Origin of the sequence: Carnobacterium pleistocenium FTR1, from assembly GCF_000744285.1 — a bacterium.
GTDB lineage: Bacteria > Bacillota > Bacilli > Lactobacillales > Carnobacteriaceae > Carnobacterium_B > Carnobacterium_B pleistocenium.
Map to the genome: position 1 here is coordinate 1,806,536 of NZ_JQLQ01000002.1, position 26,625 is coordinate 1,833,160.

Annotated in this window: 26 protein-coding genes; all 26 read right to left on the reverse strand. The window is 34.7% G+C overall.

Going from position 1 to position 26,625, the window contains the following annotated elements; translation table 11 throughout:
- Positions 1-67 precede the first annotated feature (67 nt).
- Entirely contained in the window at positions 68-2,851 is a 2,784-nt protein-coding gene (ileS, locus tag BP17_RS08895) for an isoleucine--tRNA ligase (RefSeq protein ID WP_035053598.1), read from the reverse strand.
- Between the two features lie 349 nt (positions 2,852-3,200).
- The gene (locus tag BP17_RS08900) at positions 3,201-3,863 is read right to left on the reverse strand and encodes a DivIVA domain-containing protein (RefSeq protein ID WP_035053601.1); all 663 of its coding nucleotides are present in this window, start codon (positions 3,861-3,863) and stop codon (positions 3,201-3,203) included.
- 82 nt (positions 3,864-3,945) lie between these two features.
- Positions 3,946-4,728 carry a YlmH family RNA-binding protein gene (locus BP17_RS08905; RefSeq protein WP_035053603.1) on the reverse strand — a complete coding sequence of 261 codons (783 nt, stop codon included), beginning with the start codon at positions 4,726-4,728 and terminating at the stop codon, positions 3,946-3,948.
- A gap of 20 nt (positions 4,729-4,748) precedes the next feature.
- A complete protein-coding gene (locus BP17_RS08910; protein WP_035053606.1) occupies positions 4,749-5,033 on the reverse strand; it encodes a YggT family protein in 285 nt (94 codons plus the stop codon).
- 21 nt (positions 5,034-5,054) lie between these two features.
- Complete coding sequence (locus tag BP17_RS08915; protein ID WP_035053608.1) at positions 5,055-5,540, reverse strand: cell division protein SepF; 486 nt, start codon at positions 5,538-5,540, stop codon at positions 5,055-5,057.
- 45 nt (positions 5,541-5,585) lie between these two features.
- Complete coding sequence (locus tag BP17_RS08920) at positions 5,586-6,260, reverse strand: YggS family pyridoxal phosphate-dependent enzyme (protein ID WP_035053610.1); 675 nt, start codon at positions 6,258-6,260, stop codon at positions 5,586-5,588.
- A gap of 2 nt (positions 6,261-6,262) precedes the next feature.
- Entirely contained in the window at positions 6,263-7,522 is a 1,260-nt protein-coding gene (gene ftsZ / locus BP17_RS08925) for a cell division protein FtsZ (RefSeq protein WP_035053612.1), read from the reverse strand.
- 35 nt (positions 7,523-7,557) lie between these two features.
- Positions 7,558-8,880, reverse strand: a complete 1,323-nt coding sequence (ftsA, locus tag BP17_RS08930; protein WP_035053615.1) for a cell division protein FtsA — start codon at positions 8,878-8,880, stop codon at positions 7,558-7,560.
- A gap of 144 nt (positions 8,881-9,024) precedes the next feature.
- Positions 9,025-9,981, reverse strand: coding sequence for a cell division protein FtsQ/DivIB (locus tag BP17_RS08935; protein ID WP_035053617.1), 957 nt, complete (start codon positions 9,979-9,981; stop codon positions 9,025-9,027).
- A gap of 23 nt (positions 9,982-10,004) precedes the next feature.
- Positions 10,005-11,108: an undecaprenyldiphospho-muramoylpentapeptide beta-N-acetylglucosaminyltransferase gene (gene murG, locus BP17_RS08940; RefSeq protein WP_035053620.1), complete on the reverse strand. Its 1,104-nt coding sequence runs from the start codon at positions 11,106-11,108 to the stop codon at positions 10,005-10,007.
- A 20-nt stretch (positions 11,109-11,128) separates the two neighbouring features.
- Positions 11,129-12,514 (reverse strand): UDP-N-acetylmuramoyl-L-alanine--D-glutamate ligase, encoded by a 1,386-nt coding sequence (murD, locus tag BP17_RS08945; RefSeq protein WP_035053622.1) that lies wholly within the window; start codon positions 12,512-12,514, stop codon positions 11,129-11,131.
- Between the two features lie 71 nt (positions 12,515-12,585).
- On the reverse strand, positions 12,586-13,551 hold the full coding sequence (gene mraY, locus BP17_RS08950) for a phospho-N-acetylmuramoyl-pentapeptide-transferase (RefSeq protein ID WP_035053625.1): 966 nt from the start codon (positions 13,549-13,551) through the stop codon (positions 12,586-12,588).
- Between the two features lie 12 nt (positions 13,552-13,563).
- Entirely contained in the window at positions 13,564-15,042 is a 1,479-nt protein-coding gene (locus BP17_RS08955) for a UDP-N-acetylmuramoyl-L-alanyl-D-glutamate--2,6-diaminopimelate ligase (protein ID WP_035053629.1), read from the reverse strand.
- Positions 15,043-15,057: 15 nt separating this feature from the next.
- Positions 15,058-17,223: a penicillin-binding transpeptidase domain-containing protein gene (locus BP17_RS08960; RefSeq protein WP_035053631.1), complete on the reverse strand. Its 2,166-nt coding sequence runs from the start codon at positions 17,221-17,223 to the stop codon at positions 15,058-15,060.
- The gene (gene ftsL / locus BP17_RS08965) at positions 17,220-17,603 is read right to left on the reverse strand and encodes a cell division protein FtsL (protein ID WP_035053633.1); all 384 of its coding nucleotides are present in this window, start codon (positions 17,601-17,603) and stop codon (positions 17,220-17,222) included. Before ftsL ends, BP17_RS08960 begins: the two co-directional genes overlap by 4 nt.
- Before the next feature lie 30 nt (positions 17,604-17,633).
- On the reverse strand, positions 17,634-18,590 hold the full coding sequence (gene rsmH / locus BP17_RS08970; RefSeq protein WP_035053635.1) for a 16S rRNA (cytosine(1402)-N(4))-methyltransferase RsmH: 957 nt from the start codon (positions 18,588-18,590) through the stop codon (positions 17,634-17,636).
- Between the two features lie 61 nt (positions 18,591-18,651).
- Complete coding sequence (mraZ, locus tag BP17_RS08975) at positions 18,652-19,083, reverse strand: division/cell wall cluster transcriptional repressor MraZ (protein ID WP_035053636.1); 432 nt, start codon at positions 19,081-19,083, stop codon at positions 18,652-18,654.
- 570 nt (positions 19,084-19,653) lie between these two features.
- Positions 19,654-20,034, reverse strand: a complete 381-nt coding sequence (locus tag BP17_RS08980; protein WP_035053637.1) for a DUF3397 domain-containing protein — start codon at positions 20,032-20,034, stop codon at positions 19,654-19,656.
- 214 nt (positions 20,035-20,248) lie between these two features.
- Positions 20,249-20,428: a 50S ribosomal protein L32 gene (gene rpmF, locus BP17_RS08985; RefSeq protein ID WP_034548189.1), complete on the reverse strand. Its 180-nt coding sequence runs from the start codon at positions 20,426-20,428 to the stop codon at positions 20,249-20,251.
- Positions 20,429-20,496: 68 nt separating this feature from the next.
- Positions 20,497-21,060, reverse strand: coding sequence for a YceD family protein (locus BP17_RS08990; protein WP_035053638.1), 564 nt, complete (start codon positions 21,058-21,060; stop codon positions 20,497-20,499).
- Positions 21,061-21,145: 85 nt separating this feature from the next.
- Entirely contained in the window at positions 21,146-22,366 is a 1,221-nt protein-coding gene (locus tag BP17_RS08995; protein ID WP_035053639.1) for a nucleotidyltransferase, read from the reverse strand.
- Positions 22,367-22,382: 16 nt separating this feature from the next.
- A complete protein-coding gene (gene recQ / locus BP17_RS09000) occupies positions 22,383-24,152 on the reverse strand; it encodes a DNA helicase RecQ (protein ID WP_035053641.1) in 1,770 nt (589 codons plus the stop codon).
- A gap of 99 nt (positions 24,153-24,251) precedes the next feature.
- Positions 24,252-24,986, reverse strand: a complete 735-nt coding sequence (locus BP17_RS09005) for a class I SAM-dependent DNA methyltransferase (RefSeq protein ID WP_035053645.1) — start codon at positions 24,984-24,986, stop codon at positions 24,252-24,254.
- 5 nt (positions 24,987-24,991) lie between these two features.
- Complete coding sequence (gene rsfS, locus BP17_RS09010) at positions 24,992-25,348, reverse strand: ribosome silencing factor (protein ID WP_035053647.1); 357 nt, start codon at positions 25,346-25,348, stop codon at positions 24,992-24,994.
- Positions 25,349-25,358: 10 nt separating this feature from the next.
- Complete coding sequence (yqeK, locus tag BP17_RS09015) at positions 25,359-25,967, reverse strand: bis(5'-nucleosyl)-tetraphosphatase (symmetrical) YqeK (RefSeq protein ID WP_035053649.1); 609 nt, start codon at positions 25,965-25,967, stop codon at positions 25,359-25,361.
- On the reverse strand, positions 25,957-26,601 hold the full coding sequence (locus BP17_RS09020; RefSeq protein WP_035053651.1) for a nicotinate-nucleotide adenylyltransferase: 645 nt from the start codon (positions 26,599-26,601) through the stop codon (positions 25,957-25,959). Before BP17_RS09020 ends, yqeK begins: the two co-directional genes overlap by 11 nt.
- Positions 26,602-26,625: the final 24 nt, after the last annotated feature.

Sequence of the window (26,625 nt, forward strand, 5' to 3'; positions counted from 1 at the left end):
ATAACATAATACAATAAAAATGTGCATCCAAAGATCAATCTCTCGGATACACATTTTTAGAATTGCTTTATTCTGCTTCAGGGATTAATGCTTCTGGAAAATGTTTTTCGACAATTGCGGCACAGCGAGCACAAAGAGTTGGTGCATTGTCAATAGTTCCAACTTCTTCTTTAATAGCACGACATCTTTCACATGTTTCTCCGTGAGCGTGTTCAACAACAACTGCAACAGATTCAGAACGGATAGCATTACTTGGAGCATCTTCAATTGATTCTGCAATTTCTAACTCTGAAACAATCAATAATTGAGCTAAATTGCTATTCAGTGAAACAAATAGGTCTTTTGTTTGTTCGGTTGGATAAAGTGTAACTTTTGCTTCAAAAGATTTCCCAATAATTTTTTCGTTACGGGCTTCTTCAAGCGCTTTTTGAACAACAACTCGAATGTCCATAAACGCATTCCAACTATTCAACAATTCAGCTTCATTTTCGTAGGTATCGACTGCTGGTATTTCTGCTAATTGAACAAAGTCTTCCGATTCACTTAAGAATGACCAAATTTCTTCCGTCGTATGAGGAAGAATAGGAGTCAATAATTTTGTGATTTTTACTAAAACTTCATAGAATACTGTTTGCATAGCACGGCGTTCGTAAGCATCCTCAGCTTCAATATAAACAACATCTTTAGCAAAATCCAAATAAAATTGAGATAAATCAACTGTACAAAAGTTGTTGATCAATTGATAGATAGAAGAAAATTCATACTTCTCATAATGGCCTTCTACTTTTTCTACTAATTGATTTAAACGAACTAGCAGATATTTATCCACAGATCGTAAATCTTCAAATGCAACTTTATTTTCTGAAGGATCGTAGTCAGTAGTATTAGACAATAAGAAACGCATCGTATTACGAATTTTACGGTAAACTTCAGAAACTTGTTTTAGAATTTCATCACTTACACGCACATCAGCTTGTGTATCTACACTAGAAACCCACAAACGGATAATATCTGCTCCCATTTGCTTGATCACCTTGCTTGGTGCGATAGTATTACCTATTGATTTACTCATCTTACGACCATTACCATCTAAAACCATTCCTTGAGATAGAACCGTTTTGTAAGGAGCTATTCCATTGATTGCTACACTTGTTGTAATACTTGAATTGAACCATCCACGGTATTGATCTGATCCTTCAAGATACATATCAGCTGGAAAAGTTAAGTTTTCTCTTGCTCTTAATACGGCTTCATGAGAAGATCCTGAATCAAACCATACATCCATAATGTCAGTCTCTTTTGTAAAATTATTATTTGGACTTGAAGGATGAGTGAAACCCTCTGGCAATAAATCTTTTGCATCACGTTCAAACCAAATATTTGAACCAAATTCTCCAAATAAAGCTGCTACGTGTTCAATTGTTTCAGGAGTAATGATTGGCTCTCCATTCTCACCATAGAAAATAGGTAATGGAACTCCCCAAGCACGTTGACGTGAAATAACCCAGTCACCGCGATCACGCACCATATTGTACAAACGTTGCATGCCCCATTTCTGAACCCATTCAACGCCTTCAACAGCTTTTAAGATGTCTCCGCGGAACTTATCAATAGATGCAAACCATTGCGGTGTAGCACGGAAAATAACCGGTTTCTTGGTTCTCCAGTCATGTGGGTAACTATGAGTAAAGAAGTTTAATTTCAATAGCGCTCCTTCTTTTTCTAGCCATTCTGTGATGACTTTGTTCCCTTTATCATAAAAGATACCTTCTAATCCAGGCGCTTCATCTGTAAAACAACCTTTATCATCAATAGGTGACAAAACAGCTAATTTATATTTTTGACCTGCAACAAAGTCATCGTCTCCATGCCCTGGAGCAGTATGGACAAGCCCAGTACCTGCTTCAAGAGTAACATGGTCCCCTAGAATCAAAAGAGATGTACGATCATACATAGGGTGTTTAGCGGTCATCAATTCTAGATCTTTTCCTTTTAATTCTTTAATGATTTCAAATTTATTCCAGCCAATTTCTTCTGCTACTACTTCAATTAAATCTTTTGCCACCACATATTTCTTGCCATCTGCTACGACAACTGAATAATCGTAATCAGGGTGAACTGCAATTGCAAGGTTTGATGGAATCGTCCATGGCGTAGTTGTCCAAATAATAAATGATGTGTCTTCATCAATCAGACCTTTTCCATCAACTACTTTAAATGCTACATAAATACTTGCTGATTTAACATCTTTGTATTCAATTTCAGCTTCTGCGAGAGCTGATTCACTAGAAGGTGACCAATAAATTGGTTTCAATCCTTTATAGATATAGCCTTTTTCAGCCATTTTTCCAAATACACGAATTTGCGCTTCTTCGTACTCTTTCGTTAGAGTTACATAGGGTTTGTCCCACTCTCCAGCTACTCCTAAACGTTTAAAATCTTCCTTTTGTTTATTCACTTGTTCCCAAGCATATTCCTCACATAATTTACGGAATTCAGCGACACTCATTTCTTTACGTTTGACACCTTTGTTCGTTAACGCTTGCTCAATAGGAAGTCCATGAGTGTCCCAACCTGGAATGTATGGAGATCTAAAACCTGACATAGATTTGTAACGAACAATGATATCCTTACTAATCTTATTCAGCGCATGTCCAATATGAATATTTCCATTTGCATACGGAGGACCATCATGTAAGACGAATGTTGGTTTACCCTCATTAATTTTTTGACGTTGTCCATAGATATCTAATTCTTCCCAGTTTTCTTGCCACTCTAATTCGCGAACTGGCAAATTTCCACGCATGGGAAATTTTGTGCTTCCTAATTGTAATGTTTCTTTCATTTTCATCAAAGATCTACCCCTTATTTGTTAAATTTATCTTTCACACTCCAAAATGACATGCTCATCATACAACTGAGTTTTATCAATTGCAACTATTCTTATCAATAAAAAAAGACTCCACCCCTAGAGGGACGAAATCTTCGTGTTACCACCCAAATTCAGAAGAAAAAGCAATTTCTTATTCTTTTCTTCTCTTAAGTAATTGTATAACGTCAATTAAACGGTTAATTTTACTCTAGTTCAAATTAACACTCATGGAGGATTTTACAAATAAAAGGGACTGTTAGACTTCCACTATTTTCTAACTCGCTTAATTAGTATTCTATCGTTTTTATATTCCATTCACTGATTTACTTTATTTAGGAAACTCGATTGCTGGTAATGTACCTTCTTCTGAAGATTGTTCTTCTTCATGACTATTTTCTGTATCTTCAGTACTAATCACTAGTGTTTCATTAATTGATTCCACATTAGTATTGACTGAGTTTTTTTCACTTTCGCTAACACTGGATAGGATTTCTTTTAATGTAGGAATATTCAGTACTTCTTCTTCTATAGGTTTTAGTAAATCATCCCATTCAGAATTTTTGACCATTTCTAACTGTGACTCTATCATAATCTGTAAACGTTGTTTAAAGACTCTGCTTTGTTTCCTTAGTTCATCTGTTTCTGCTGTGATTTTTCGAGCTTTAGAAACAGCTTCATCTAATAAACGATCAGCATTCTTTTCAGCCTCAAGACCAATAATATTTGCTTCTTTTGCTGCATTTTCTCTTAGCCTATCAGCTGCATCTTGAGCAACGATAATTGATTTATTTAAAGCATCCTGAAGATTGTTAAAATGGCCTACTTTCTCTTCAGAAAATTGCAATTCTTTTTCTAATTCACGTTTTTCTTTTAAAACCATTTCGTAATCTTTAATGATTTGATCTAAATAATCATTCACTTGATCTTGATCATAGCCTCGCATCTTGACAGGGAACTCTTTGTTATGTATGTCTAAGGGAGTCAACACCATATAAGACACCTCCAATTTTTAAATTTAACGTACTTTAGTATTAAACTAGCATAAACTTTCCCAGATGTAAATGAGTTGATCATTATTTATACAAGATACCTAATTGAAGACGCCATTTATCTTTCTTTGTTTTGCCTTCAATTTCTTGTACCTGTAATCGCCCATATCCACGAACTGAAACAATATCTAATAAACCAATTTCAAAATCAGGTCGGTTTAATTCTACCCAATTCAGCTTTACTTTACCTGATTCAATCATTTGTTTAGCCCGTTGTCTAGAGATTTTGAATACACTAGAAACAAGCGTATCTAAACGCATTGATGAAACCGTTTGACTTTCAATCGTCCAATTATCTACCGGTAATAAAATATCTGTATAATTTTTTTCTTCTATTCGAACGGCAACTTTTCCAATACTAATAACTTGTTGCTCAATGTAACTTTTTGTTGAATTTTCAACAAACACTTGCCAACGTGCTCCATCTGATATAATATCGCCAAAATAATCTCTTTTTAACCCAGTCGAAAGCAATGTACCTAATACTTTTCCATGTGATAATGAAGCAAATTTTATAGGGTATCGTATCTCAAAGATAGTTATCTCAAAATCTTCCTGTTTTGGCGTGAAATACGCAGGACAGATGAAAGCTCTCACTCTCTCTGCCGCTTCATATCCACCAAAAGAATGAATAGTGATTTCATCATTTTTTCCAACTATTGTTTTTACGATATGCAATTGGCGAGGATCTAAAAAATTTGTTAAATAGGGAGTATATTGATCTTCTACACTTCTTATCCATCCTATAACGTTATCAATAAAGGCTTGCTCTTCTTTTCTAAAATGTTGGTAAACATTTTCAATCATAAGAAAAACACCTCCTTCATTTAAGAAATAATCCTAGCAATCAACTGAAAGAGTGAAAACAATCCACTTTTAGCTAAATTTAAAACAATCAATGCAACAATTCCTGAAAAGTTTATCATACCAATTGGCGGAATAAATCTTCTAAAGAAATTTAAATATGGCTCACAAATCGTTGATAATATTTGGCCAAACTTAGATTGATAAGCCCCAGGAAACCAAGACATCAAAATATAAACTATAATTAGTGTAGAATATATATCTAAGCCTCTAGAAAGTACTGTATATAATAACGATAAATAATCCACTATCTGTTTTTCCTCTTTTCTTTAATAAAAATCTTTTTCTTGCATTACATCTGATATGACACCATCAATTTCAACATTTTTAGGAGTACACAAGAAAATTTCTTCTCCAACTCGTTGAATATCACCACTTATAGCATAAATCGTACCCGTTAAAAAATCAACGATTCTTTTAGCTTGATCTTCTTCAATACGAGTAAAATTTAAAATTACTGATTGATTACTCAGTAGGAAATCTGCTATTTCTTGAACTTCGGAGTAAACTCTAGGTTCAAAGACAACAATTTTTGATTGATAAGGATTTTCCGGATTTTTCATTGCCACAACTTTATTTGTTTTTGCAGATTCGCGACGTGTATTCAAAGCACGTTGATTTTTAACTTCATGTTTTTCTTCATTTTCTCTAACCTTAGTTGAAGTCTTTTCCTTATTATTTGCTGCTTTTTCTATTTCAAACTCTTCTTCATCATTTAACCCGAAAAATTGAGTGAAATTATTTATCATGCCCATTTAAAGTCCTCCTTTTTAAATCGATTCTATTTTTTCAATCGATTCTTATTCAAAAAAAGACGTTCCAATTCGAACAAAAGTTGCTCCTTCTTCAACAGCTATTGTGTAATCTTTACTCATCCCCATACTAAGTTCAGTACAAGGTGCGTATGGTAGGGCTTTATCTTTAATTGATTCTTGCAATTTTCTTAAAACAACAAAAGCAGAACGGATAACCGTTTCGCTAGCATTTAATGGCGCTATCGTCATTAAACCTACCACTTTTATTTTTGAATACTGTGAGAGACTTTTTATGAAATCATCCAGTTGATTCGGACTTATTCCACTTTTCGTTTCTTCACCAGTTACATTAACTTGAACAAAACAAGAGACAGATTTCTCTGCTCTCTTTTCAATCTCTTCAGCTAAAGATAAACGATCAAGAGCGTGAAAGTAATCAATTTTATTGATTACTTTTTTCACTTTTCTTGTTTGTAAATTTCCAATAAAATGCCAAACTAGTCGTTGATCATTCAACTCTTTTTGCTTCAAATCTAATCCTTCTGGTCGATTTTCAGCAAGATGGTCATAACCTTCTTCAATTGCAGCTAAAGCTTGCTCACTAGAGACACTTTTAGTTACTGCAATAACTTGTACATCAGAACGTTTTCGATTGGATTTTTCCAGTGAAAGATTTAACATTTGCTCAATCTTTCGACTATTTTCTTTTACCGAACTCATTTTTATTTACGACGTCTTCTGAAGAATGGAGGAGTATCAAGATTATCCTCATCTTGATGATTATTTTGGTCTTTCTTTTCTTCTCGTTTAAAAATATCAAATTCAGGGTTCTCATTTTGTTGATTCAAATCATTTGATTGAGTTTTAACTCTTTGATCACGTAAACTAGGTTCACGACGAATATCCCAATCACCAAAAGGATCTTTTGTGTGCTCAGATTGCACAGCTGAAGTTTCAGGATTACTTCTTTGTGCAGAGCTATTTCTATTTCTTTCGCTTGTTTGTGGTTTTACTTCTTTCATTTTACCTGCATCGATACCAGTTGCAATAACCGTTACGATAACATCATCACCTAAGTTTTCGTTAATAGAAGTTCCAAAAATGATATTCACTTCCGTAGTAGATGCTGCTGAAACGATGTCCGATGCATCTTGTGCTTCAAACAAAGTCAAATCAGAGCCACCCGTAATATTTAACAATACAGATTCTGCTCCATCAATTGAAACTTCTAATAGTGGAGAAGATATCGCCTTTTTAGTCGCTTCAACTGTACGATTTTCACCGCTAGCCATACCGATACCCATCAATGCTGAACCTTGGTTTTCCATCACTGTTTTTACATCAGCAAAATCTAAATTCACATATCCAGGAGCTGTAATTAAATCTGAAATTCCTTGTACACCTTGTCGCAAAACGTTATCCGCTTCATGGAATGCTTCAAGCATTGGCGTTTTTTTATCAACCATTTCTAATAAACGATTGTTAGAAATAATAACTAAAGTATCTACATGCTCTTTCATTTGTGCTACGCCTTCCGCAGCGAAGCGTCCACGTTTAGGTCCTTCAAAAGTAAAGGGTCTCGTAATGACACCTACTGTTAAAGCGCCTTGTTCTTTAGCAATACGAGCCACAATTGGTGCAGCACCCGTACCTGTTCCGCCACCCATACCAGCAGTTACAAAAATCATATCTGCTCCACGCAAGGCTTCAGCAATTTGTTCTTCGCTTTCTTCTGCTGCTTTACGTCCGATTTCAGGATTTGCCCCTGCTCCGAGTCCGCGTGTTAATTTGGGCCCTAATTGGATTTTAATTTCGGCATTTGAACCTGCTAGTGCTTGTAAGTCGGTATTTACTACAATAAATTCTACACCTTGTACATTTTCATCAATCATACGGTTAACAGCGTTATTACCCGCTCCACCAACACCTATTACTTTAATTATCGCTCCATTAGCTGGATTTGTATCAAATTCTAAGTCCATTCCATTTCCTCCTACTACTGTTTGCATATATTTGTTTAATCAAAGAAATTCGAGATAAAGCTTTTGGCCTTATTGCTCCATTTGTCTTCTTTTTTCTTTACACGTTTTTCTTTTTCAAATTCTAAGGGACCTGTTTCATCATCTTCTGCTGTGTATTCTAATTTAGCATTATTCGAAGTATTTTCTTTTTTCGTAATGCCTAATTGATATTCTTTAACAATTTGATTGATTTCATCTAAGTTGGCTTCGTACTGGATCAATCCTATCCCAGTCGTAAAGGCTGGATAGCGCATACCCATTTGATTAGGTATGTAAATTTTCACTGGGATTTCAAAAATGTCTTCAGCCAATTCTACTATACCAGGTATAGCAGCAGCTCCTCCAGTTAAGATAACTCCTCCTGGTAAATCTCTTGCTCCTACTTTGTCCAACTCATTTTTGATTTTTTCAAAAATTTGAATCAAACGTGCTTCTATAATTTCTGACAAATAACGCTCATCTATTTTTACGGGCTGGCTTTTGCCAATCACTTCTACTGGAAATTTTTCTTCTTGAGAAGTTTCTTCAGGTAAAGCATATCCATAGTCACGCTTGATTCTTTCAGCATTTTCGATAGTGGTATTTAAAACAACTGATATATCCTTCGTTACGTAATCTCCACCTTCTTGATCTACATATGTGTATTTCAACTGATGGTCATGCATAACTGAAGCAGTTGTTTGTCCACCTCCCATATCTACTAAAATTGTACCAAAATCTCGTTCACCGCTAGACATAGCTACACTACTTGCTGCTAGAGGTTGCATAACAATATTTTGAATTTGCAAACCCGCTTTTTCTACACAACGTTTTGTATTATGAATGATTGTTTTAGGTCCGGTCAACATAACAGCATACATTTCTAGCCGGACACCAATCATTCCTCTTGGATCTTTGATGCCATCAAAACCATCAACAATAAACTCTTCAGGTAAAATAGTTAAAATTTCTCTTTCAGGTGGAACTGATTTTACCATTGCAGCTGCCAAAACGTTCTGAACATCTACTTCAGTAATTTCTCGATTCTCTCCCGATACTGCTATCATTCCATGGCAAGTTTCTATTTCAACAGAATTACTTGGAATACCGACCACAACATTATAAATATCTACATTTGCTTTTTGTTCTGCTTGTTTAATAGCTTTATTAATTGATTGTACAGTTTTATCAATATCAACGATGATTCCGCGATTTAAACCTTCTGACTTTTCATTTCCTACTCCAATAATATTCATTTGGCCATTATTATATTCAGCTACAACTACTTTTATTGAAGTGGTTCCAATATCTAGACTTACATACATTTCAGTAGCTCGCATTCATTGAAACCTCCTATATCATTATTTTTTATTAAAACCTATAGTAATACCAATTTTAACATAAGCGTTATCAATTTACGAAGTATTTCCTTTATTTTTTTCTGTTTATATCAAACATCATCTACTTATTTTGTAGAACTCAATTTACTCGTCTAAATTGAGTTCTACGCTGTTTTCATCAGACGTTATTTTTGATTCTGGTGTTTCTTTTTCTTCCTCAGTGTACTCAAAGGGAGAAAAATAAGCTCCTACTTCAATATTAAAAGTTCCTTTTTGATCTCCTATTTTTTTCACCATATCAGGATAATAAACCATTTTTTCAGCAAAGGAAGGAATAGATGCAATCACTTCATTACCATCATTCATATACAGTTTAATCAGATGATCATCAATGTTGCTTGGTGTATTTTCAATCTCTGAAATACTGTTTTGAATATTCTCGTTTAATAACTCGTATTGAACGATGATTGTACTTAAAGCTTTACTTTCTTCAAAATTTTTAAATATTGGTGGATTTCCAATAGATACTTTTCTACTTTCATTTACAATTTTTCCATTTTCAAGAATATTGTAGTACTTATTATCTTCAGCTAAATAAGCAACTGTTTGGTACTCTTCAATTTCTATTGTGTAATCATTCAAGCCTCCAAAATTAATTTCTGCAGATTTCACTTGTGGCAATTCCGAGAAAATCTTTTCTGAAATTTCTTTTCTTTCAAAGAAAATTTTCCAAAAATCATCTCCAGCTTTAATTTGACTAACATCAATTATTTCTTGATCTGCTACTTCTTTTGATCCGCTAACAGAAATAATATCAACTTTGCTTAATGAGCTTACGAAATACACAACTATTAAAATTGCAAATGAAAATAATAAAATCAGCATAGTCAATCTTATAGTTAATTTTTTTTGACGTTGTTTTTTTAGTTTTTGTAAAGTATTCTCAAATGACTTTGGCTTTTTATTTGATGGCTCTTTTGTTTTTTTTATTTGATCTACCTGTTGATCAATAGTTGATTCAGTTGTTTGTTTCCCTCTTTTTTTCAAGGAAGAAAGATGCAATTTGATTTGTTTATTTTGTTTTTTATTCTCTTTTTTCATGCACCTATCCTCCTCTCTAAAAATTATTTTTTCATGATTCCATTTATCACTTCAATTAATCGATCTGAAGCAAGTGGCATACCTATTTTTTTAGCATTTTTGGCCATCTCTTGACGCTTTTCTGAGTTCAACATCAACTCATCCAGTGTCTGTACTAATTTTTCACCTGTTAATGATTCTTCTTTAATTAGTTTTGCAGCACCTTTGTTCGCTAAACTTTCGGCATTCTTTGTTTGATGATCATTTGTGACATACGGACTAGGGATCAATATGCTAGGCAAGCCTAACGCTGTAAGTTCCGCTAATGTTGTAGCACCACTTCTTGAAACAACCAGTGAAACTGTTGTAAAAACTTCTGGCATATTTGGAATATACGATACCACCGAAATATTAAATTTATCATTTTTTATTTTTACTAATTGACTTTGAATGTTTTCGTAATGGATATCTCCTGTAACCATCAATACTTGGTAGTTTTTAGTGGCCAACATAGGTAGAGCTTCAATAAAAGCGTCATTGATTCTTTTTGCTCCCCTGCTTCCGCCAAAAATTAGAACGGTCGGTTGTTCAGAATCTAAATTATATTCTTCTAACGCCGCTTTCTTTTCTACATTACTTACTTCTTGTGCTCTAGGGTTACCAGTAAAGCATATTTTTTCAGGATAGTTAGCAAAGTCTTTTTTTACTTCTTCAAAACAAATGGCAATTTTAGTAACGTATCGTGATAAAAATTTATTTGTTATACCTGCAACGCTATTTTGTTCATGTATGATACTTGGAATTCCTAATTTCGAGGCAGCATATACTATTGGAGCACACACATACCCACCTGTCCCAATTACAATATCAGGTTGGAATTTCTTAACAATTTTTTTTGCTTGACTAATACTGCTAATAAACATTCGAACCGTTTTGAAGGTGTCCAAAGACAATGAGCGCTTAAACCCTTTTATTTCTACAGAAGCAAAAGGTATGCCATAGTTTTTTACAATCTTACTTTCTAGACCTTTTTCAGTTCCAACATACAGAAACTCGGCTGTTGGGTCTACTTCTTGTATACGACGCATTAGTGCGAGTGCTGGATACACATGTCCTCCAGTCCCACCACCGGACAGTAATATTTTCATAAGTTGTTAGACCAGTTGGCCTATTCCCCCTCTTCTATTGCTTCTTCTACTAATTGCTCAACGGAATGGATAAAAGCATCCCCACGAACCTCAAAACTTCGGTATTGATCCCAACTGGCACAAGCAGGAGATAATAGAACAACATCATTCGGTTCGCTTAATTTGTAAGCTGCAAGTACAGCAGCCTCAACATTTTGAACTGAAAGAATCGTCGAGATCCCAGCTTTTTCACCAGTCTCACTCAACTTCATTGCCGTTTCTCCGAAAACAATCAAAGCTTTTACTTTTCCGCTCATAGCTGGAATCAATTCATCAAAATCATTTCCTCGATCCAAACCACCTGCTAATAAAATAACTGGTGAGTCAAAACCTTTTAGGGCGCTTTCTGTTGCCAAAATATTAGTTGCTTTTGAATCGTTATAAAAACGTCTCTCTTTAAACTCTGTTACAAATTGAGTCCGGTGTTTTACACCTGTAAATTTCTCAAGACTTGTCCGGATGACACCATTTTTTTGATTCAATAATTTAGCAACTGCAATAGCTGCCATAGCATTTTCGACATTATGATCACCAGGAATCAAGATGTTCTCTTTAGCCATCACAGGCTCTCCTTGATAATAAATAACATCATCCTGTAAATATACACCATTATCTAAAATTTCTTTTCTTGAAAAAGGAATAATTACAGCTTTACTATTTTTAGACAGCTTTCTTAACTCAGGTTGATCCCAGTTTATAATTAAGTAATCTTCTTTAGTTTGGTTTTTCGTGATATTCATTTTAGCTGTTACATATTCTTCTCTCGTCCCATGATAATCTAAATGGGCCGAGTAAATATTTGTAATCACTGCAATATGCGGTTTCAATTCAGTGATACCCATCAACTGAAAACTAGATAATTCTATAATGATCTCGTCATCTGCAGTTGCTTTTTGAGCAACAAGACTAGCCGGTGTCCCAATATTTCCAGCAACATAAGCTTGTCCTTTTGAACGTTCTGCATTTAGCAACTCAGCAATCATCGTTGTAGTTGTTGTTTTTCCATTTGTACCTGTAATCCCAATAACCATGCTCTCAGCTACTTCATAAGCTAATTCAACCTCAGTAATAACCGGTATCCCTTTTTCGATTGCTCTTATAATAATAGGATTATTATACATAATACCTGGATTTTTAACGACCCATTCAAAATCTTCATCTAGCAACTCAACCGGATGTCCTCCTGTTACTACTCGTATACCCGACTCTAATAATTCTTGTGCTTGAGGATTTTCATCGAATTTTTTATAATCATTGACAGTCACTAGTGCACCTAAGGTATGAAGCAATTTAGCTGCGTTCACTCCACTTAGTGCTAAACCTAAAACCAATATTTTTTTATTCTCATAACGTTTTATTTTTTTCATTTATAGACCTCTTTTTCTTAAAAATAAGTAAATCTTTAATTTAAAAAGTAGTTATACTCTTAAAGTGAGCATTACAGGATTATGAGTAGACAAGCTACCGTAGCAATTAAACCAATAGCCCAGAAAGTTAAAACAACACGCCATTCGCTCCAGCCACTCATCTCAAAATGGTGATGAATAGGGCTCATTTTAAACACTCTTTTACCTCTCAATTTAAAAGAAGTCACTTGGATCATAACACTAGCTGTTTCCATAACGAATACAAAACCTATCAAAAGAAGTGACCATTCTTGATGCAGTAAAATTGAGATTGCTGCTAGACCACCACCTAATGCTAGAGAACCAACATCGCCCATGAATATTTTAGCAGGTTTTTTATTAAAGAAGAAAAAGCCTATCAAGCTACCAATGATTGTTAAACAAATAATTAAAATATCTATCTGTTGTTGATTCCAAGCGATGATTGCATATGCACCATAAGCAATGCTTGCTGTTCCAGCCACTAGTCCATCTAAACCATCTGTTAAGTTAACAGCATTTGAAAATCCAACTAGCCAAAAAATGATGAATAATCCATATAACCAGCCGATATCAATTACACCTAAAAATGGAAAAGCTAATTCAGTGGGGAGTCCATCATAGCGGTAAGCAATAAAGAAGAGCAGCCCACCGACTATTTGACCAATTAGTTTTTGTTTAGAAGTTAATCCAAGATTTCTTTTTTTAAATACTTTTATAAAGTCATCCAAGAATCCTAGCAACCCATAAAGAATTAAGATGAATAAGGATAATCCAATTCCTAATGAAAAAACATCTTGCCATATAGCTACCCAAATAGTCGAAATAATGGCTGCTATTAAAAAGACGATTCCTCCCATTGTTGGAGTTCCTGTTTTTATCTCATGCCATTTAGGACCTTCATCTCTAGTCGTTTGGCCTAATTGTTTTGTTCTAAAAAATCCAATTACGATTGGCATTGCCATAATAGTTAAGGCAAATCCGCTCACAACTGCAATTACCATTTCTGTCCATTGCATTGTTTTTCGCTCCTAATTATCGCTGTTTTTTAATTCTATTGCTATTTTAGCTTCTTCAACATCATCGAAATGAATTTTCTCAGTACCTATAATTTGATAGTTTTCGTGGCCTTTTCCAGCAATCATAACAATATCATTTGCCTTTGCTTGTTTTATAGCAGCTTGAATGGCTTCTCTTCTATCAGGAATCAATTGGTATGTTCCCTCTTCTAATCCTTCGACCACTTCATTTAATATTGCAATTGGGTCTTCAGTCCTCGGATTATCAGATGTGAAAATTACAGTATTTGAGTTTTCTTGTGCAATCCTAGCCATTATCGGTCTCTTAGTACGGTCACGGTCTCCACCACATCCAACTACGCAAAAAACGTTACCAGTTTTAATTTCATTTACTGTATTTAAAACGTTCAGCAGACCATCTGGTGTATGTGCATAATCAACAATTACCGCAAAGTCATGATTGCCCTTAACTAGTTCAAAACGTCCTCTTACACCACTTATTTCACCAATGGACTTTATGACAGAAGACAACTCTAGTCCTGCAGCATAGGCTCCAGCAATCGCTGCTAGTGCATTTGATACGTTGAACTTACCAACTAATTGCAATTGTACTTCATATACCCGACTTTCAAAGTTCAATTTAAAATGTGTTCCTTTATTTGTGATACTCAAATCAGTTGCTCTAAAATCTGCTGGTTGATCGATTCCATATGAAAACACACGAGCTGCTGTTTTTCCTTCAAAACTTTTACCCACTAAATCATCAAAATTTAAAATAGCAAATTTAGCCTTATCTTGTTGATAACCGTTACCTAATTGTGAAAATAATAGACTCTTAGCTTCAGCATATTCCCCCATAGTATGATGATACTCTAGGTGATCTTGGCTTAAATTAGTAAATATAGCAATATCAAAATCGGTTCCCCATACTCTCCCTTGAACTAATGAATGAGAAGAAACCTCCATAGAACAGGTACTTACACCACTTTCTTGCATTTCACGCAGTGTTTTTTGTAACGTGATACTATCAGGTGTTGTATTTTTTGTCTCGTATACCTCAGAACCAATTCGACGGTACATCGTTCCAATGACGCCCGTTCTCTCTTTGTGATCATGGAATATATAGTCCAGAAGATGCGTGACGGTTGTTTTTCCATTTGTACCTGTAACACCAATTACCCGCAACTCTTGACTTGGATGATGATAAAAAGTTGCTGCTAAAATGGCCATTGCTTTTATTGTGTTATTCACATAAATAACAGGAACCGTTACCTCTACTGGTTCACTTGCTACTAATAAAATGGCTCCTTTTTCAACAGCTTCTTTTGCAAGATTATGTCCATTCTGAAGAGAACCAACAATACAGACAAAAAGCGAACCTGGTTCAACTTCTCTCGTATCTTGGGTAACCTTTTTTATTTCCAAAGTATCGGAAATATCCATTGAAATTTTTGTTGTTTTTAATGGTTTGATCAATTCTATTGCTTTCACTATTTTCACCTTTTTCTATTCTTGTGGAGTTTCTAATTTTATGGTAATTTTATCCGCACTATTCATATTTGTATTTGGTTCTAGGTTTTGACTAACGACATAGCCTTCACCCTCAAATACGAATTCTAATCCAGTTATCTCAGAAACTTTTAGAACATCATTTTTTGACCAGCCCATCATATCAGGCATCGTCATTGCGCCATTTGTCATCAAGACTATCCGCTGGTTCTCGATAGTTGTTTCATTAGGTAATGGTAATTGCTGTACTATTGTATCACCATTTCCCACAACGGTCACATTTAACTGAGTATCCTCTAACGATTTAAGGGCTTCTTCTTTTACCATTCCAGTAACTTTTGGCATTTCTACAGTATTTGTTTCAGAATCTTCCTTTTCTCCCAAAGACAAATATTCTAATGCCCGTTTCATAATAGGATGATAAATCTCCTTAACCACTCCGCTTCCCGTTGTACTTCCATCCTCAATTTCTGGCTGTTGCACAGTGATGTAAAGTATTACTTTAGGATCATCTGCTGGAGCCATAGCTGCTACTGAATAAATATAATCGGTTCCACCACTATAATACTGTTTTGTTTCGGGATTAACAATCTCTGCGGTCCCAGTTTTTGCAGCAATTTCGTAACCATCGATTTGATAGTCTACTCCAGTGCCATTTTCATTATAAACAACCTCTTTTAAATACTCTAATGTTTGATGAGCTACTTCTTCAGTAATTGGTTCGCCAACCACTTCAGGTTCAACAGTCGTTTCTTTGCCTGTATCAGAATCAACATATTTACTTATATATTGTGGCTTCATCATTTGTCCATCATTTGCGACTGCCGTAAAAGCTTGTAGCATTTGGACCGCCGTTACTGTTAATCCTTGTCCAAAAGCTGTATTAGCCTGTTCTAAAGGATAATTAAAACCAATTGATCCCTTTGCTTCATTAGCCAAACCTGAGTTGGTTGTTTGTCCCAATCCAAAAGCATCCATGTACTCTTTCCAGGTTTCTGGGCTCATTTTTTCCATTAAATTAGCGAATGCTACATTACTTGAACGAGCTAGACCTTCTAAATATGAAATCGTTCCCCATCCTTCTGGATTATGGTCATGTATCGCCTCGTTACCAATCATTTTTACTCCGGACTCATAATAAGCATTTGGATCAAAGACTCCTTCACTCACCGCTGCTGCTAAAGTTAAGATTTTCATTGTTGATCCAGGTTCAAAAGTATTCTCAACTAATAGATTTTGCCATAATTGATCAATTCCAACTTTTGTTGTACCATTAAAAGTTGGTCTTTGCGAAGTTGCAATAATAGCTCCTGTTTCTGGGTTTATCAAAGTTGCTGTTACCATAGCTGAATTATACTTTTCATCTATGTCACTCATAATATTTTCCATATACACTTGCATTCGTTTATCTATCGTCAAGTAAATATCATCGCCATTTACAGGTTCTGTCGTTGCTACTTCAGAATTAGGAATGACATAACCAAAACTATCTTTTTGGTAAATTGTTTTACCATCTGTTCCTTTTAAAATATCATCATAAGCAAGTTCAATTCCCATCATACCAGTTAAATCTGTGCTAGAGACTTCTTCTTCATCTTCTTCTCCAAAAGGCAGTGCTGCATAGCCTACTAGATGTGAAGCAAAAACGCCATTTGGATAAAGTCTTGTAGGTGTTTCTTCAAAGACTACTCCCGGCAATTTTTCTTCTTCAATGCTCTTCTTTGTATCAAATGATAAATTTTTTCCTGCCTCACCAAACTCAACTTGATTGAGGTCTTTTTGATTCAATATAGCTAGAATATCTTTTTTACTCATTGGGATGTATTTTTCTAATAGTTCAGCTGTTTTTTCTTTGTCAGTTACATGCTGAGGTTCATCAGGGTTAGACCATTCATCCGTTAAAACAGCTACTAAAGAATAAGAAGTAGCGTCCAATGCAACCGATTCTCCCCCAACATCGTATATGGTTCCTCGGTTTGCTTCTAGGACACTACTTCTTGTGTATAGATTGTTTAGATTTTGAGATAAATTTTCCCCATTGACTTCACCTTTTACCATTATAAATGCAATTCGTCCCGCAAAAAAGATTAGTAAAGCAATCGTACCGAAAAACAACAGTATAACGATTTTTTTTCTATTCTTTAAAGGATTTTTATTATTCATTTTATAACATTCCTTACATTTTCTTCATTCATATCTAAACCAAATTTATTCGCTATTTCGTATACGCGATCATACCTAGATAATTCTTGGACTTCTTGTTCTAAGTTTTCATTGATCGTTGTTGATTCATTGATAGATGTCGTTGTATCTTGCAGTGTACGATTCGTACTAGCGATAGTTATCTCCAATGAAATACTGACAGCAACTAAAGCAAACAAAATAACTAAAACAGAACTTATAAGTAACTTTTCACCTTTTGTGATACCTATTCTTTTAGTTAAAGGAGTATGTATTCTTTCCTTTTTAGGAGTAGGAACCGTCTGGGGCTGAATTGGTAATTCGACTTCAAGATTTCTAGCTAAATTACTTTCTAATGCCATATTTAATCCTTCCTTTCTGTCATCTAATGATTACATTAGTTTATTTTGTTTTTCAGCAATTCGTAACTTGGCACTTCTCGAACGATTATTTACTTCTAACTCTTGTTCCGAAGGTAAAATTGGTTTTCTAGTAATTAATTTTAATTCTGGTAAAAATCCATCTGGAACAACTGGCAATCCACGTGGCAAATCCGGGCCTTTTGAATGATCTTTAAAAATGGATTTAACGATTCGGTCCTCTAATGAATGAAAAGAAATCACACTAATTCGTCCACCTATTGCTAATAAATCAATCGCTTGCTCCAAAGAATCTTCGACTGAAGATAACTCATCATTAACCGCGATTCGCACAGCTTGAAATACTCGTTTTGCTGGATGCCCACCTTTTCTTCTAGCTGGTGCTGGTATTCCTGCTTTAATCAGTTCTACTAATTCACTTGTTGTTTCGATTGATTTTATTTCTCTAGCGGCTTCAATTTTACGAGCAATTTGTTTTGAAAATTTTTCTTCCCCATAGCGATAAAAAATTCTTATCAAATCGTGATAAGACCACTCATTGATGACTTCTTTAGCTGTTAACGGGGCATCAGTATCCATCCGCATATCTAGCGGAGCATCTTGATGGTAACTAAAGCCTCTTTCTGCTTCATCTAATTGAGGAGAAGACACGCCTAAGTCATATAAAATTCCATCTACTTCATTTACTCCTAAATTGTTCAATTCTTCTTTTATAAAGCGAAAATTCGCTTTAACAAAAGTGATCATACCTTTTTCTACATATTCAGCCAACCGAACTTTTGCATTTTCAATTGCACGCTCATCTTGGTCAAAGGCATATAAGTGCCCATTTTCATTCAATTGTGATAATAAATATTCACTATGTCCGGCTCCACCTAGCGTACAATCGACATAAATGCCTTCTGGGGATAACGACAGCCCATCAACGGTTTCGCGTAATAAGACTGTCTCATGATTAAATGCTGTCATTCTTTCGCCTACCTAACTCACTATTTTTCATAGTATTTTTTAATTTTATGATAATCGGTTATCAGAATCCAAAATCGATCATATCTTCAGCAATGCTATCAAACATTTCTTCAGCATCTTGGGAAACTTGGTTCCATCTTGTCTCACTCCAAATTTCGATCCGTTCAGAGACACCAATAACATGACATTCTCTTTCTAATTGTGCATGTTCTCTTAATGTTTGAGGAATATTAATTCTTCCTTGTTTATCTAATTCACATTCAACCGCTGCTGAGTAAAAGAATCGTGTAAAAGCACGAGCTTCTTTTTTTGCTAAAGGGAGCTGTTTTAACTTTTCTTCAAGAGCAGACCATGATTCTTTTGGGTAACCAAACAAACATCCATCTAATCCGCGGGTGAGAATAAATTTTTCACCTAGATCGGATCGGAATTTTGATGGCATGATTAAACGACCTTTTGCATCGATATTGTGCTTGTGTTCACCCATTAGCATAGCTGTCTCACCTCAGTCTCCAATTAGATATTTTTAGTCTACCACAATGCCCCACTTTCCTCCACAATTATTCAAAAAAGACACATTTTTTTTATTAATGTAATATTTGTTTTGTTAATAGCCTGATCCTACTTTCTATAGTGTTTTTACTGTAGTATATTTTTTCATTTTACTAGGGTCTATTTTAAAACTATCTTGTTAAGAGACGAGTAGTCGTAACAAGCATTAGTTCGTGTAACTCAAGGTCGATTTTTCATTTGAGTAGCTGCAACGAGCCTTAATTAGAAGAACTTTAAAATAGAAGATTATTTTATTTAAATCCATGATTCGTTAGGTCGCTCTTGTTGTTCGATAGTCATTTTAATCACTGCCACCTTTCTTAGTTAACTTAAAAATCAGAATAATTATTAATTTTCAAACACATCCTAAATTACGCGAAAAAAAAGTGAGATAAGAACAATATGTCCTTATCTCACTTTTTAGATTTTTTACTACTAGATATGTCTGACTAACAAAATTGATGACAATTTCGACATAATTAGTAAAGATTGGTTCACACACTGTTGCACTTCATTTTAAACTTACAATTATATTGGCTATAACTAATCCGTAATAAGCTATGATTGAACTAATAAAAACGAATCGCCAATAAGTTTTAAAAAAACTTCTATATAGAATCTCGCCTTTTTTTGCCGCTACAATCAAAAGAATAATAATTCCTAGACTAAAAATAAAAATCAAAAAATATGGAAATAAAGAGAATTCATAGGTTAACTCACTAAGAATATGAATGCCTAAAATTAAAAAAGGAACTAGTAAATCTGGTAATATAATAGTTGAATTTTGTTTTTTAAAATGACGCTGTACTGCCTTGCTAAACAATATCAGTAAAATAATGGGTAAACCAAACAAAATTACTTTACCTATTATTAAAGAAGTTCCAGAATCCACTTTTACCCCACCTTTTTAAATATATCCATTCAATCGGTATGTATTTTGGCTTTACCGAGAAATAATACCAAACGATCTTTTTTTAAATTTAACGTAATTTTTCTTTTTTGTATACTTTTAATTACTTATTCTTGTTAAATCAAAAAAAAACCCCTTATTGAGCCATGGTCTCAATAAGGGGTTTCAAATCATCTCATGATGAAATGTGCAAAAATTAAGCTTCTTTGCTGATTACTTCTTTACCATCGTAATGTCCACATGATGCACAAACGTGATGGCTTTTTTTCAATTCGCCACAGTTAGGGCATGCGTTCATACCTGGAACTTCTAATTTATAATGAGTACGACGTCTGTTTTTCTTAGCTTTTGATGTTTTTCTTGCTGGTACTGCCATTCCTTACACCTCCTTAAAAGTTGCTTCTCTGCACAAAATTGTGCTAGGAAGAAGCCTATAATACATACTTATTTCTGATTATCAGATTCATCCTTGAATAAATCTTTCAAACCAGCAAAACGTGGATCCTCAGTTTCTGATTTCTGTGTTTCTAAATCTGAAATATATTCATCTTCAGAAACGACCAGCCAATCATTTCCACTAGGCATTTTTTGTCCTTCTTCTTCCTCTTGCGTAAAAACTTGCAATGGGAGATTTAACAACACTGCATCCGTTATAGCATCAGTCAGATCAACCATATCTTTATCTAAAAGAATGACTGTCTCTTCCTCATTATCTATTTTAGATCCAGGAGTAGCAGAAGGCGGAATATATATTTCATCTATTCCAATTGACATAGGGAACAAAACTGGTTTTAATGATCTTGCAGAGGGTAGTGTCACGTTTAATGAAACAACCATATGAAGCAAGATTTCTTTCTCATGAACAATGAGTGTTCCCTCTATATTAATCGGAGAAACATCCATTAATTCCTTTTCTCGATTCATCAACGGTTTTTTTAAGTCAACAGTTTCCGAGAAAACTAACGGTTGATTGCGATATTTTTGCAATTCGTTTAATGACCATTTCATTATATATCACTCCTAAAGCAACAAGGATTATTATACTAGTGAATGAATCCTTTGTCAACGTATTTTACCTTACAGTCTTTTCTTGCTAGGCTTTGTTTTCATAGGCTTTTTCAAAATCAACTTTTAATGGTTGACGATAATAATCTTGTTCTTTTATTAAACCCATCTGGCCCATTTGATAAATTTTACCTGCTTTTATATCTAATGTCCATAAATTTTTGTTTTTTTTTGTTACGTTGGCCATCAATGGTAAAGAGAAAACATTTTTCATTTCTTTTAAATAATTTCTTCCAATAGGATTAAATCCTAATAAGTGTATGGCTTTGGGGTTTTTTAATTCATCTACCATTTCTTCTTTTTTTAATTGAAGTAGAATATACACACAGATACGTTGCAATCGAGTCCAGGACACTCTTTTGTTTTTCACCAATGAAATAAACTGTTCAAAGCTTTCTGCTTCTTGAATGTATGCTTTTAATCTGTATTCAATACCTTCTGTTACTTGATACACATTTCGTAACTCTTCAAGCGGTTGAACTTGTATTTGATATTTCAAGTATGGCCAATAGTTTTCCCAACTAACTAAAGGATCTGAAGCTACTAGTTCAAAACTGAGATCAGGCATACTTAACTTTACTTTTTCAACAAGCGCATTCTTTTGCTTAGAACTAAGCAATTTTTCCCGAATAGCCGTAGCACTTGAAAAATCCCCCTCAATCAATTCTTTATCATGATAATCTGATCCTACCCTTTTTATGGCGTACAGTTCCATTGGTTTTTCATACAGCAAGTTTTCTTTGGTATAAGCTAATCCCAATATATTGTTCGGTGTTGAAAGAGAAACCGGCTGAACAGGCATAAATTCTTTAAGAACTTGCTCCATCTGCCAAGCATAAGTCTGTCCAGGATCTTTATTTTCTTTAAATCGTTGATTGATAGTAGCTGTATGCTGTTTTAAAAATTGAGCTAGCTTTTGATAGTCCGTACTCTCACCAGATTCAGAACCAAAACAAATAGCCTCACATTTCAGGGCATGCAATAACCCAACCGCTCCTTTAGCAAAATAATCAGCTGGTTGTGTACTAAAAGCTACCGGTAGTTCTATTACAATATCCGCTCCGGCTGCTAAGGCCATCTGAGCTCGAGACCACTTATCTACAATAGCCGGTTCACCGCGTTGTAGAAAATTCCCACTCATAATAGCAATAATTATATCTGCACCTGATACTTCTCTTGCTTTCTTCAGATGGTAAACATGTCCATTGTGCAAAGGGTTATATTCTACAACTACACCACAGCTTTTCATATTGAGCGACCTCTCTTTAATTCATTACTTTAGCTTGCTTTAAACAAGTTAAAAAAGCTTCACCATATTTTTCAAACTTATTTTCACCCACACCTTTTACTTCTAGCATTTCTGCTTTGTTTTGAGGCATTAATACACACATTTGATGCAATGTCTCATCTGAAAAAATAACATAAGGCGGAACTTTTTGATCTGTAGCAAATGCACGTCTTAGTTCTCTTAGCTGATCAAACAACACATCATCAACCGCTACTTTTTGTGCAACTTTCGCTTGTTTTCTAGTGACTGACATTTCTCCTTTTAATACGGCAACAGCTTTTTCTGTTAATTTTAAAACGGGGTATTGTCCATCAGTCGAAGATAAATATTTTTCAGCTGTTAAATAATCGATTAACTGGGTTACTTCTTTTTGAGGTTCACCCTTCATCAGTCCATAAGTTGAAAGTTTTTCGAAATGCCATTGAGCGACTTTTTTGTCTTTAGAGCCTGTCAATACTTTCATAATAAGCGATTTCCCATAGGTTTCACCCATTCGCTTAACACAGGATAATACTTTTTGAGTCTCTAAAGTGATATCTGTAGCTTCACGGTCATCTAAACAATTACTGCATCTCCCACAATCCCCACAGTTGTCTCCAAAATACTCAACGATGTACCGCTGTAAACAAATCTGAGTAGAACCATATTGAGCCATTTCTCTTAATTTACGGTATTCTTGATTCTTTAATTCGTCATTTAATTCTGATTGATCAATGAAAAACTTTTGAATTTGCATATCTTGAGGAGAAAATAATAAAATTGCATCACTTGGTAGACCATCTCTGCCTGCACGTCCAGCCTCTTGATAATAAGCTTCAATATTTTTAGGTATCTGATAATGAATGACAAATCGCACATTGCTTTTATCGATACCCATACCAAATGCATTCGTGGCAACCATTACAGTCACTTCATCGTAAAGAAACTTTTCTTGCCAACTGTTACGTTCATCTTCTTTTAACCCACCATGGTATTTACCCGCTTTGATCTTTTTAGCATTCAACAATTCATAGATCCGCTCTACTTCTTTACGTGTACTAGCGTAGACGATTCCTGACTGACCTTTATTTACTGTTAAATAATCTAATAAAAACCGATTGCGTTCTTGTCCTTTGATTACTTGAAAAGCTAAGTTATCACGCTCAAACCCAGTTTTCACTCGATTATCTGAATGGATACCTAATAAATTTATAATATCATTTGAAACGACTGGAGTCGCTGTAGCAGTCAATGCCAATACGATTGGTCGATAATCTAATTGTTGAATAGACTCTCCTAAAGATAGATAACTCGGTCTAAAGTCATGACCCCACTGCGAAATACAATGCGCTTCATCGATGGCTATCATTGAAATAGTTATCGTATGCATCAAGTAAAAGATTTCTTCTGTTTGGAATCGTTCTGGAGCAACATAAATCAGTTTATAATCTCCATTGACTGCCTTTTTTAGCCGGACATTCATCTCAGCAGCTGTCAAGGTACTATTCAAATAGGTCGCTGGTATTCCTAACTCTGTTAAAGCATCCACTTGATCTTTCATCAATGAAATAAGTGGTGATACGACTATTGTCACTCCTTCGAATACGAGAGAAGGAATTTGGTAGCAAAGAGATTTCCCGCCACCTGTAGGCATAATAGCTAGTGTATCTTTTCCTTGTAATATTTTTTCAATAACTTCTTTTTGTCCAGTTTTAAATTCTAGAAAACCGTAAATTTCTTTGAGTACATGATGAGCCTCTGTTAACATTGTATCTCTCCTTTCTTTAGAACACATTATGAAAAAAAACAGAAAAATCCTAGTCGATTTTTCTGTTTTTTATTAAAAAGTTTCTAATTTATAAACAATTTATTTAGTACAAATGAAAAACCACCGTGGGCTTTCTTTTGTTATTTCTGACTTCCCAAAATCGGCGCTTACTTCAACTGAAGAAAATCCAGCTTTTAAAAGCATGCTTTTATACTGTTCCAATGGATAAGTCCGTTCTTTATGTGTTTCATCATAACGATCATAGAGATCTAATTCTTTATCATGTACAAAGAACGTTAAATCATGTTCAACCGAATGGGCTTTTTCACCCGCATAACTTTTCCATAAAAAACTAATTTCTTCTGATTGATCATTAAACATATAGCCAGGGAACACAATATCTGTTTGATAAATTGAATGAACATCAAACAGAAACGTTCCATTTTTCATTAGTACATTATATACTTGCTGAAAAACCTGTGAAACAGCCTCTTCATCAGGCATATAACATAGTGAATCCGAAAAACAAGTAACCGCTCCAAATTGACCAATTTCAGACAGGTCCATCATATCTGCTTGAATCAGAGGTAGACTTATTTGTTCCTCCATAGCTCGTTCATTAGCTAAACTTAGCATGTTTTCAGATAAATCTAGCCCTGTTACGTCATACCCTCTTTTAGAAAGTGCTACTGCTAAAGCTCCAGTTCCACAAGCCAGTTCCAATACTGTTGGTTTATTATTTACAAGCTGACTATCCACAAATTCTCCCCAGCGATCGTAGAGGGTTTCATCCATAATAGCATCATAGACTTGTGCAAAGATTTGATAACTCATTAGAGTTAGACCATTTTTGTGATGTCTACCAATGGAGCATCACTCCATAATTTTTCAAGATTATAAAATGAACGTTCTGAATAGTGGAAGACATGTACAACTACATCTCCAAGGTCAATAAGCATCCATTTAGACGATTCACGCCCTTCAATTCTTCTTACGTCAATTCCTGACTCTTGAGCTTTGTCAATGATTCCTTCGGCAATAGCTTTAACTTGTTTTTCACTATTTCCGTGCATCACAATAAAGTAATCTGCTAAAATAGAAATCTTGCTGACATCCATTGCTATGATATCCTCTGCTCTTTTATCATCTGCTGCTTTAACGACTGTTTCTACTAATTTTATGCTTTCAGTTACCATGTTGTTCCTCCTAAGGATTTGCTACCCATTTATTATAGGTAGTAATTGTTTTTGGATAAATTTTTTTGTTTTGCTCAATCAAATGCTGCAATATTTGTTTTGTTTCATACCGAACGGCTGATTGTAAGTTTTCTGCTGCAAGAGTACGTGCATGTTCCACACCTGGAAAGTTTCTTCCAGGTTCAATGTAGTCAGCAACATAAATTACTTGTTCCAACACTGTCATCTTTTCAGCGCCTATTGTATGGTGTCTAATGGCATTCAGAATATCTGCATCTGATATACCTAATTCTCGTTCAACTAAGATAGCTCCTAAAGGACCATGCCAAATATTGCTTCCATAATCGAGCCATTCTAAATCTAATTTTTCATTAAAAATCAAGTCTTGCATTTCTTTATTACTACGTTCTTTAGCATAATCATGGGTTAAGGCAGCAATACTAGCAGCTTCTATTGAAGCGCCATATTTTTCAGCTAATTGAACAGCGGCTTGTTCTACACCCAAAACATGTTGAAGTCGCTTTTGGCTCATTTGACTTTGAATAGTCTGAATCAATTTATCTCTTGTTAGGGATACGTATTTTTTTGAATACACTAAAGGATTTATTTCATTTTTCATCTTGATACAATCCTTCCTGACAAATATAATTGAGTGTCTTTTCAGGAATCAAGTAATTGACTGGACAGTTCATTTTTAGATTTTTACGTAAAGAAGTAGAACTGATATCCATTAAAGGGACATCTACCCAGATAATAGAATAAGGACTGATAGTCGGGTAACCTGGACGATTCACTCCCACAAATTCTACAAGCTTTGCCAATTCTTCTATTCTGTACCATTTAGGTAAATATTCTACCATGTCTCCACCAATAATAAAATAATATTCTGTATCGGGATGTTCTTCCTTCAATTTCGTTATCGTATCATAAGTATAGCTTTTTCCGCCGCGTTCAATTTCGGCTTTTTCAATATCAAAAAAAACATTATCTTCAATAGCCAATTCAACCATCCGAAGACGATGATTGACATTGATTGCTTTTTTTTCATCTTGATGTGGTGGATTTGCGCTTGGCATAAAATAGATTTTTTCTAATCCTAATTGATGACACACTTGATCTGCAATAATTAAGTGCCCAATATGCGGAGGACTAAACGTTCCACCAAGAATACCCACTCTTCTTTTTGGCCGACTCCCAATTTCAATTTCAGTTAAAACTTGTGTTTTGTTACTAGAAAAAGATTGCCCTCTCAAGCTGATCACCTTTCTTTATGCGAC

Bases quoted from the DNA above. Each gene is read 5' to 3' on its own strand.
- ileS (WP_035053598.1), bottom strand. From the start codon at position 2,851: ATGAAAATGAAAGAAACATTACAATTAGGAAGCACAAAATTTCCCATG.
- BP17_RS08900 (WP_035053601.1), bottom strand. From the start codon at position 3,863: ATGGTGTTGACTCCCTTAGACATACATAACAAAGAGTTCCCTGTCAAG.
- BP17_RS08905 (WP_035053603.1), bottom strand. From the start codon at position 4,728: ATGATTGAAAATGTTTACCAACATTTTAGAAAAGAAGAGCAAGCCTTT.
- BP17_RS08915 (WP_035053608.1), bottom strand. From the start codon at position 5,540: ATGGGCATGATAAATAATTTCACTCAATTTTTCGGGTTAAATGATGAA.
- BP17_RS08920 (WP_035053610.1), bottom strand. From the start codon at position 6,260: ATGAGTTCGGTAAAAGAAAATAGTCGAAAGATTGAGCAAATGTTAAAT.
- ftsZ (WP_035053612.1), bottom strand. From the start codon at position 7,522: ATGGACTTAGAATTTGATACAAATCCAGCTAATGGAGCGATAATTAAA.
- ftsA (WP_035053615.1), bottom strand. From the start codon at position 8,880: ATGCGAGCTACTGAAATGTATGTAAGTCTAGATATTGGAACCACTTCA.
- BP17_RS08935 (WP_035053617.1), bottom strand. From the start codon at position 9,981: ATGAAAAAAGAGAATAAAAAACAAAATAAACAAATCAAATTGCATCTT.
- murG (WP_035053620.1), bottom strand. From the start codon at position 11,108: ATGAAAATATTACTGTCCGGTGGTGGGACTGGAGGACATGTGTATCCA.
- murD (WP_035053622.1), bottom strand. From the start codon at position 12,514: ATGAAAAAAATAAAACGTTATGAGAATAAAAAAATATTGGTTTTAGGT.
- mraY (WP_035053625.1), bottom strand. From the start codon at position 13,551: ATGCAATGGACAGAAATGGTAATTGCAGTTGTGAGCGGATTTGCCTTA.
- BP17_RS08960 (WP_035053631.1), bottom strand. From the start codon at position 17,223: ATGAATAATAAAAATCCTTTAAAGAATAGAAAAAAAATCGTTATACTG.
- ftsL (WP_035053633.1), bottom strand. From the start codon at position 17,603: ATGGCATTAGAAAGTAATTTAGCTAGAAATCTTGAAGTCGAATTACCA.
- rsmH (WP_035053635.1), bottom strand. From the start codon at position 18,590: ATGACAGCATTTAATCATGAGACAGTCTTATTACGCGAAACCGTTGAT.
- mraZ (WP_035053636.1), bottom strand. From the start codon at position 19,083: ATGCTAATGGGTGAACACAAGCACAATATCGATGCAAAAGGTCGTTTA.
- rpmF (WP_034548189.1), bottom strand. From the start codon at position 20,428: ATGGCAGTACCAGCAAGAAAAACATCAAAAGCTAAGAAAAACAGACGT.
- BP17_RS08990 (WP_035053638.1), bottom strand. From the start codon at position 21,060: ATGAAATGGTCATTAAACGAATTGCAAAAATATCGCAATCAACCGTTA.
- BP17_RS08995 (WP_035053639.1), bottom strand. From the start codon at position 22,366: ATGAAAAGCTGTGGTGTAGTTGTAGAATATAACCCTTTGCACAATGGA.
- recQ (WP_035053641.1), bottom strand. From the start codon at position 24,152: ATGTTAACAGAGGCTCATCATGTACTCAAAGAAATTTACGGTTTTCTA.
- BP17_RS09005 (WP_035053645.1), bottom strand. From the start codon at position 24,986: ATGAGTTATCAAATCTTTGCACAAGTCTATGATGCTATTATGGATGAA.
- rsfS (WP_035053647.1), bottom strand. From the start codon at position 25,348: ATGGTAACTGAAAGCATAAAATTAGTAGAAACAGTCGTTAAAGCAGCA.
- yqeK (WP_035053649.1), bottom strand. From the start codon at position 25,967: ATGAAAAATGAAATAAATCCTTTAGTGTATTCAAAAAAATACGTATCC.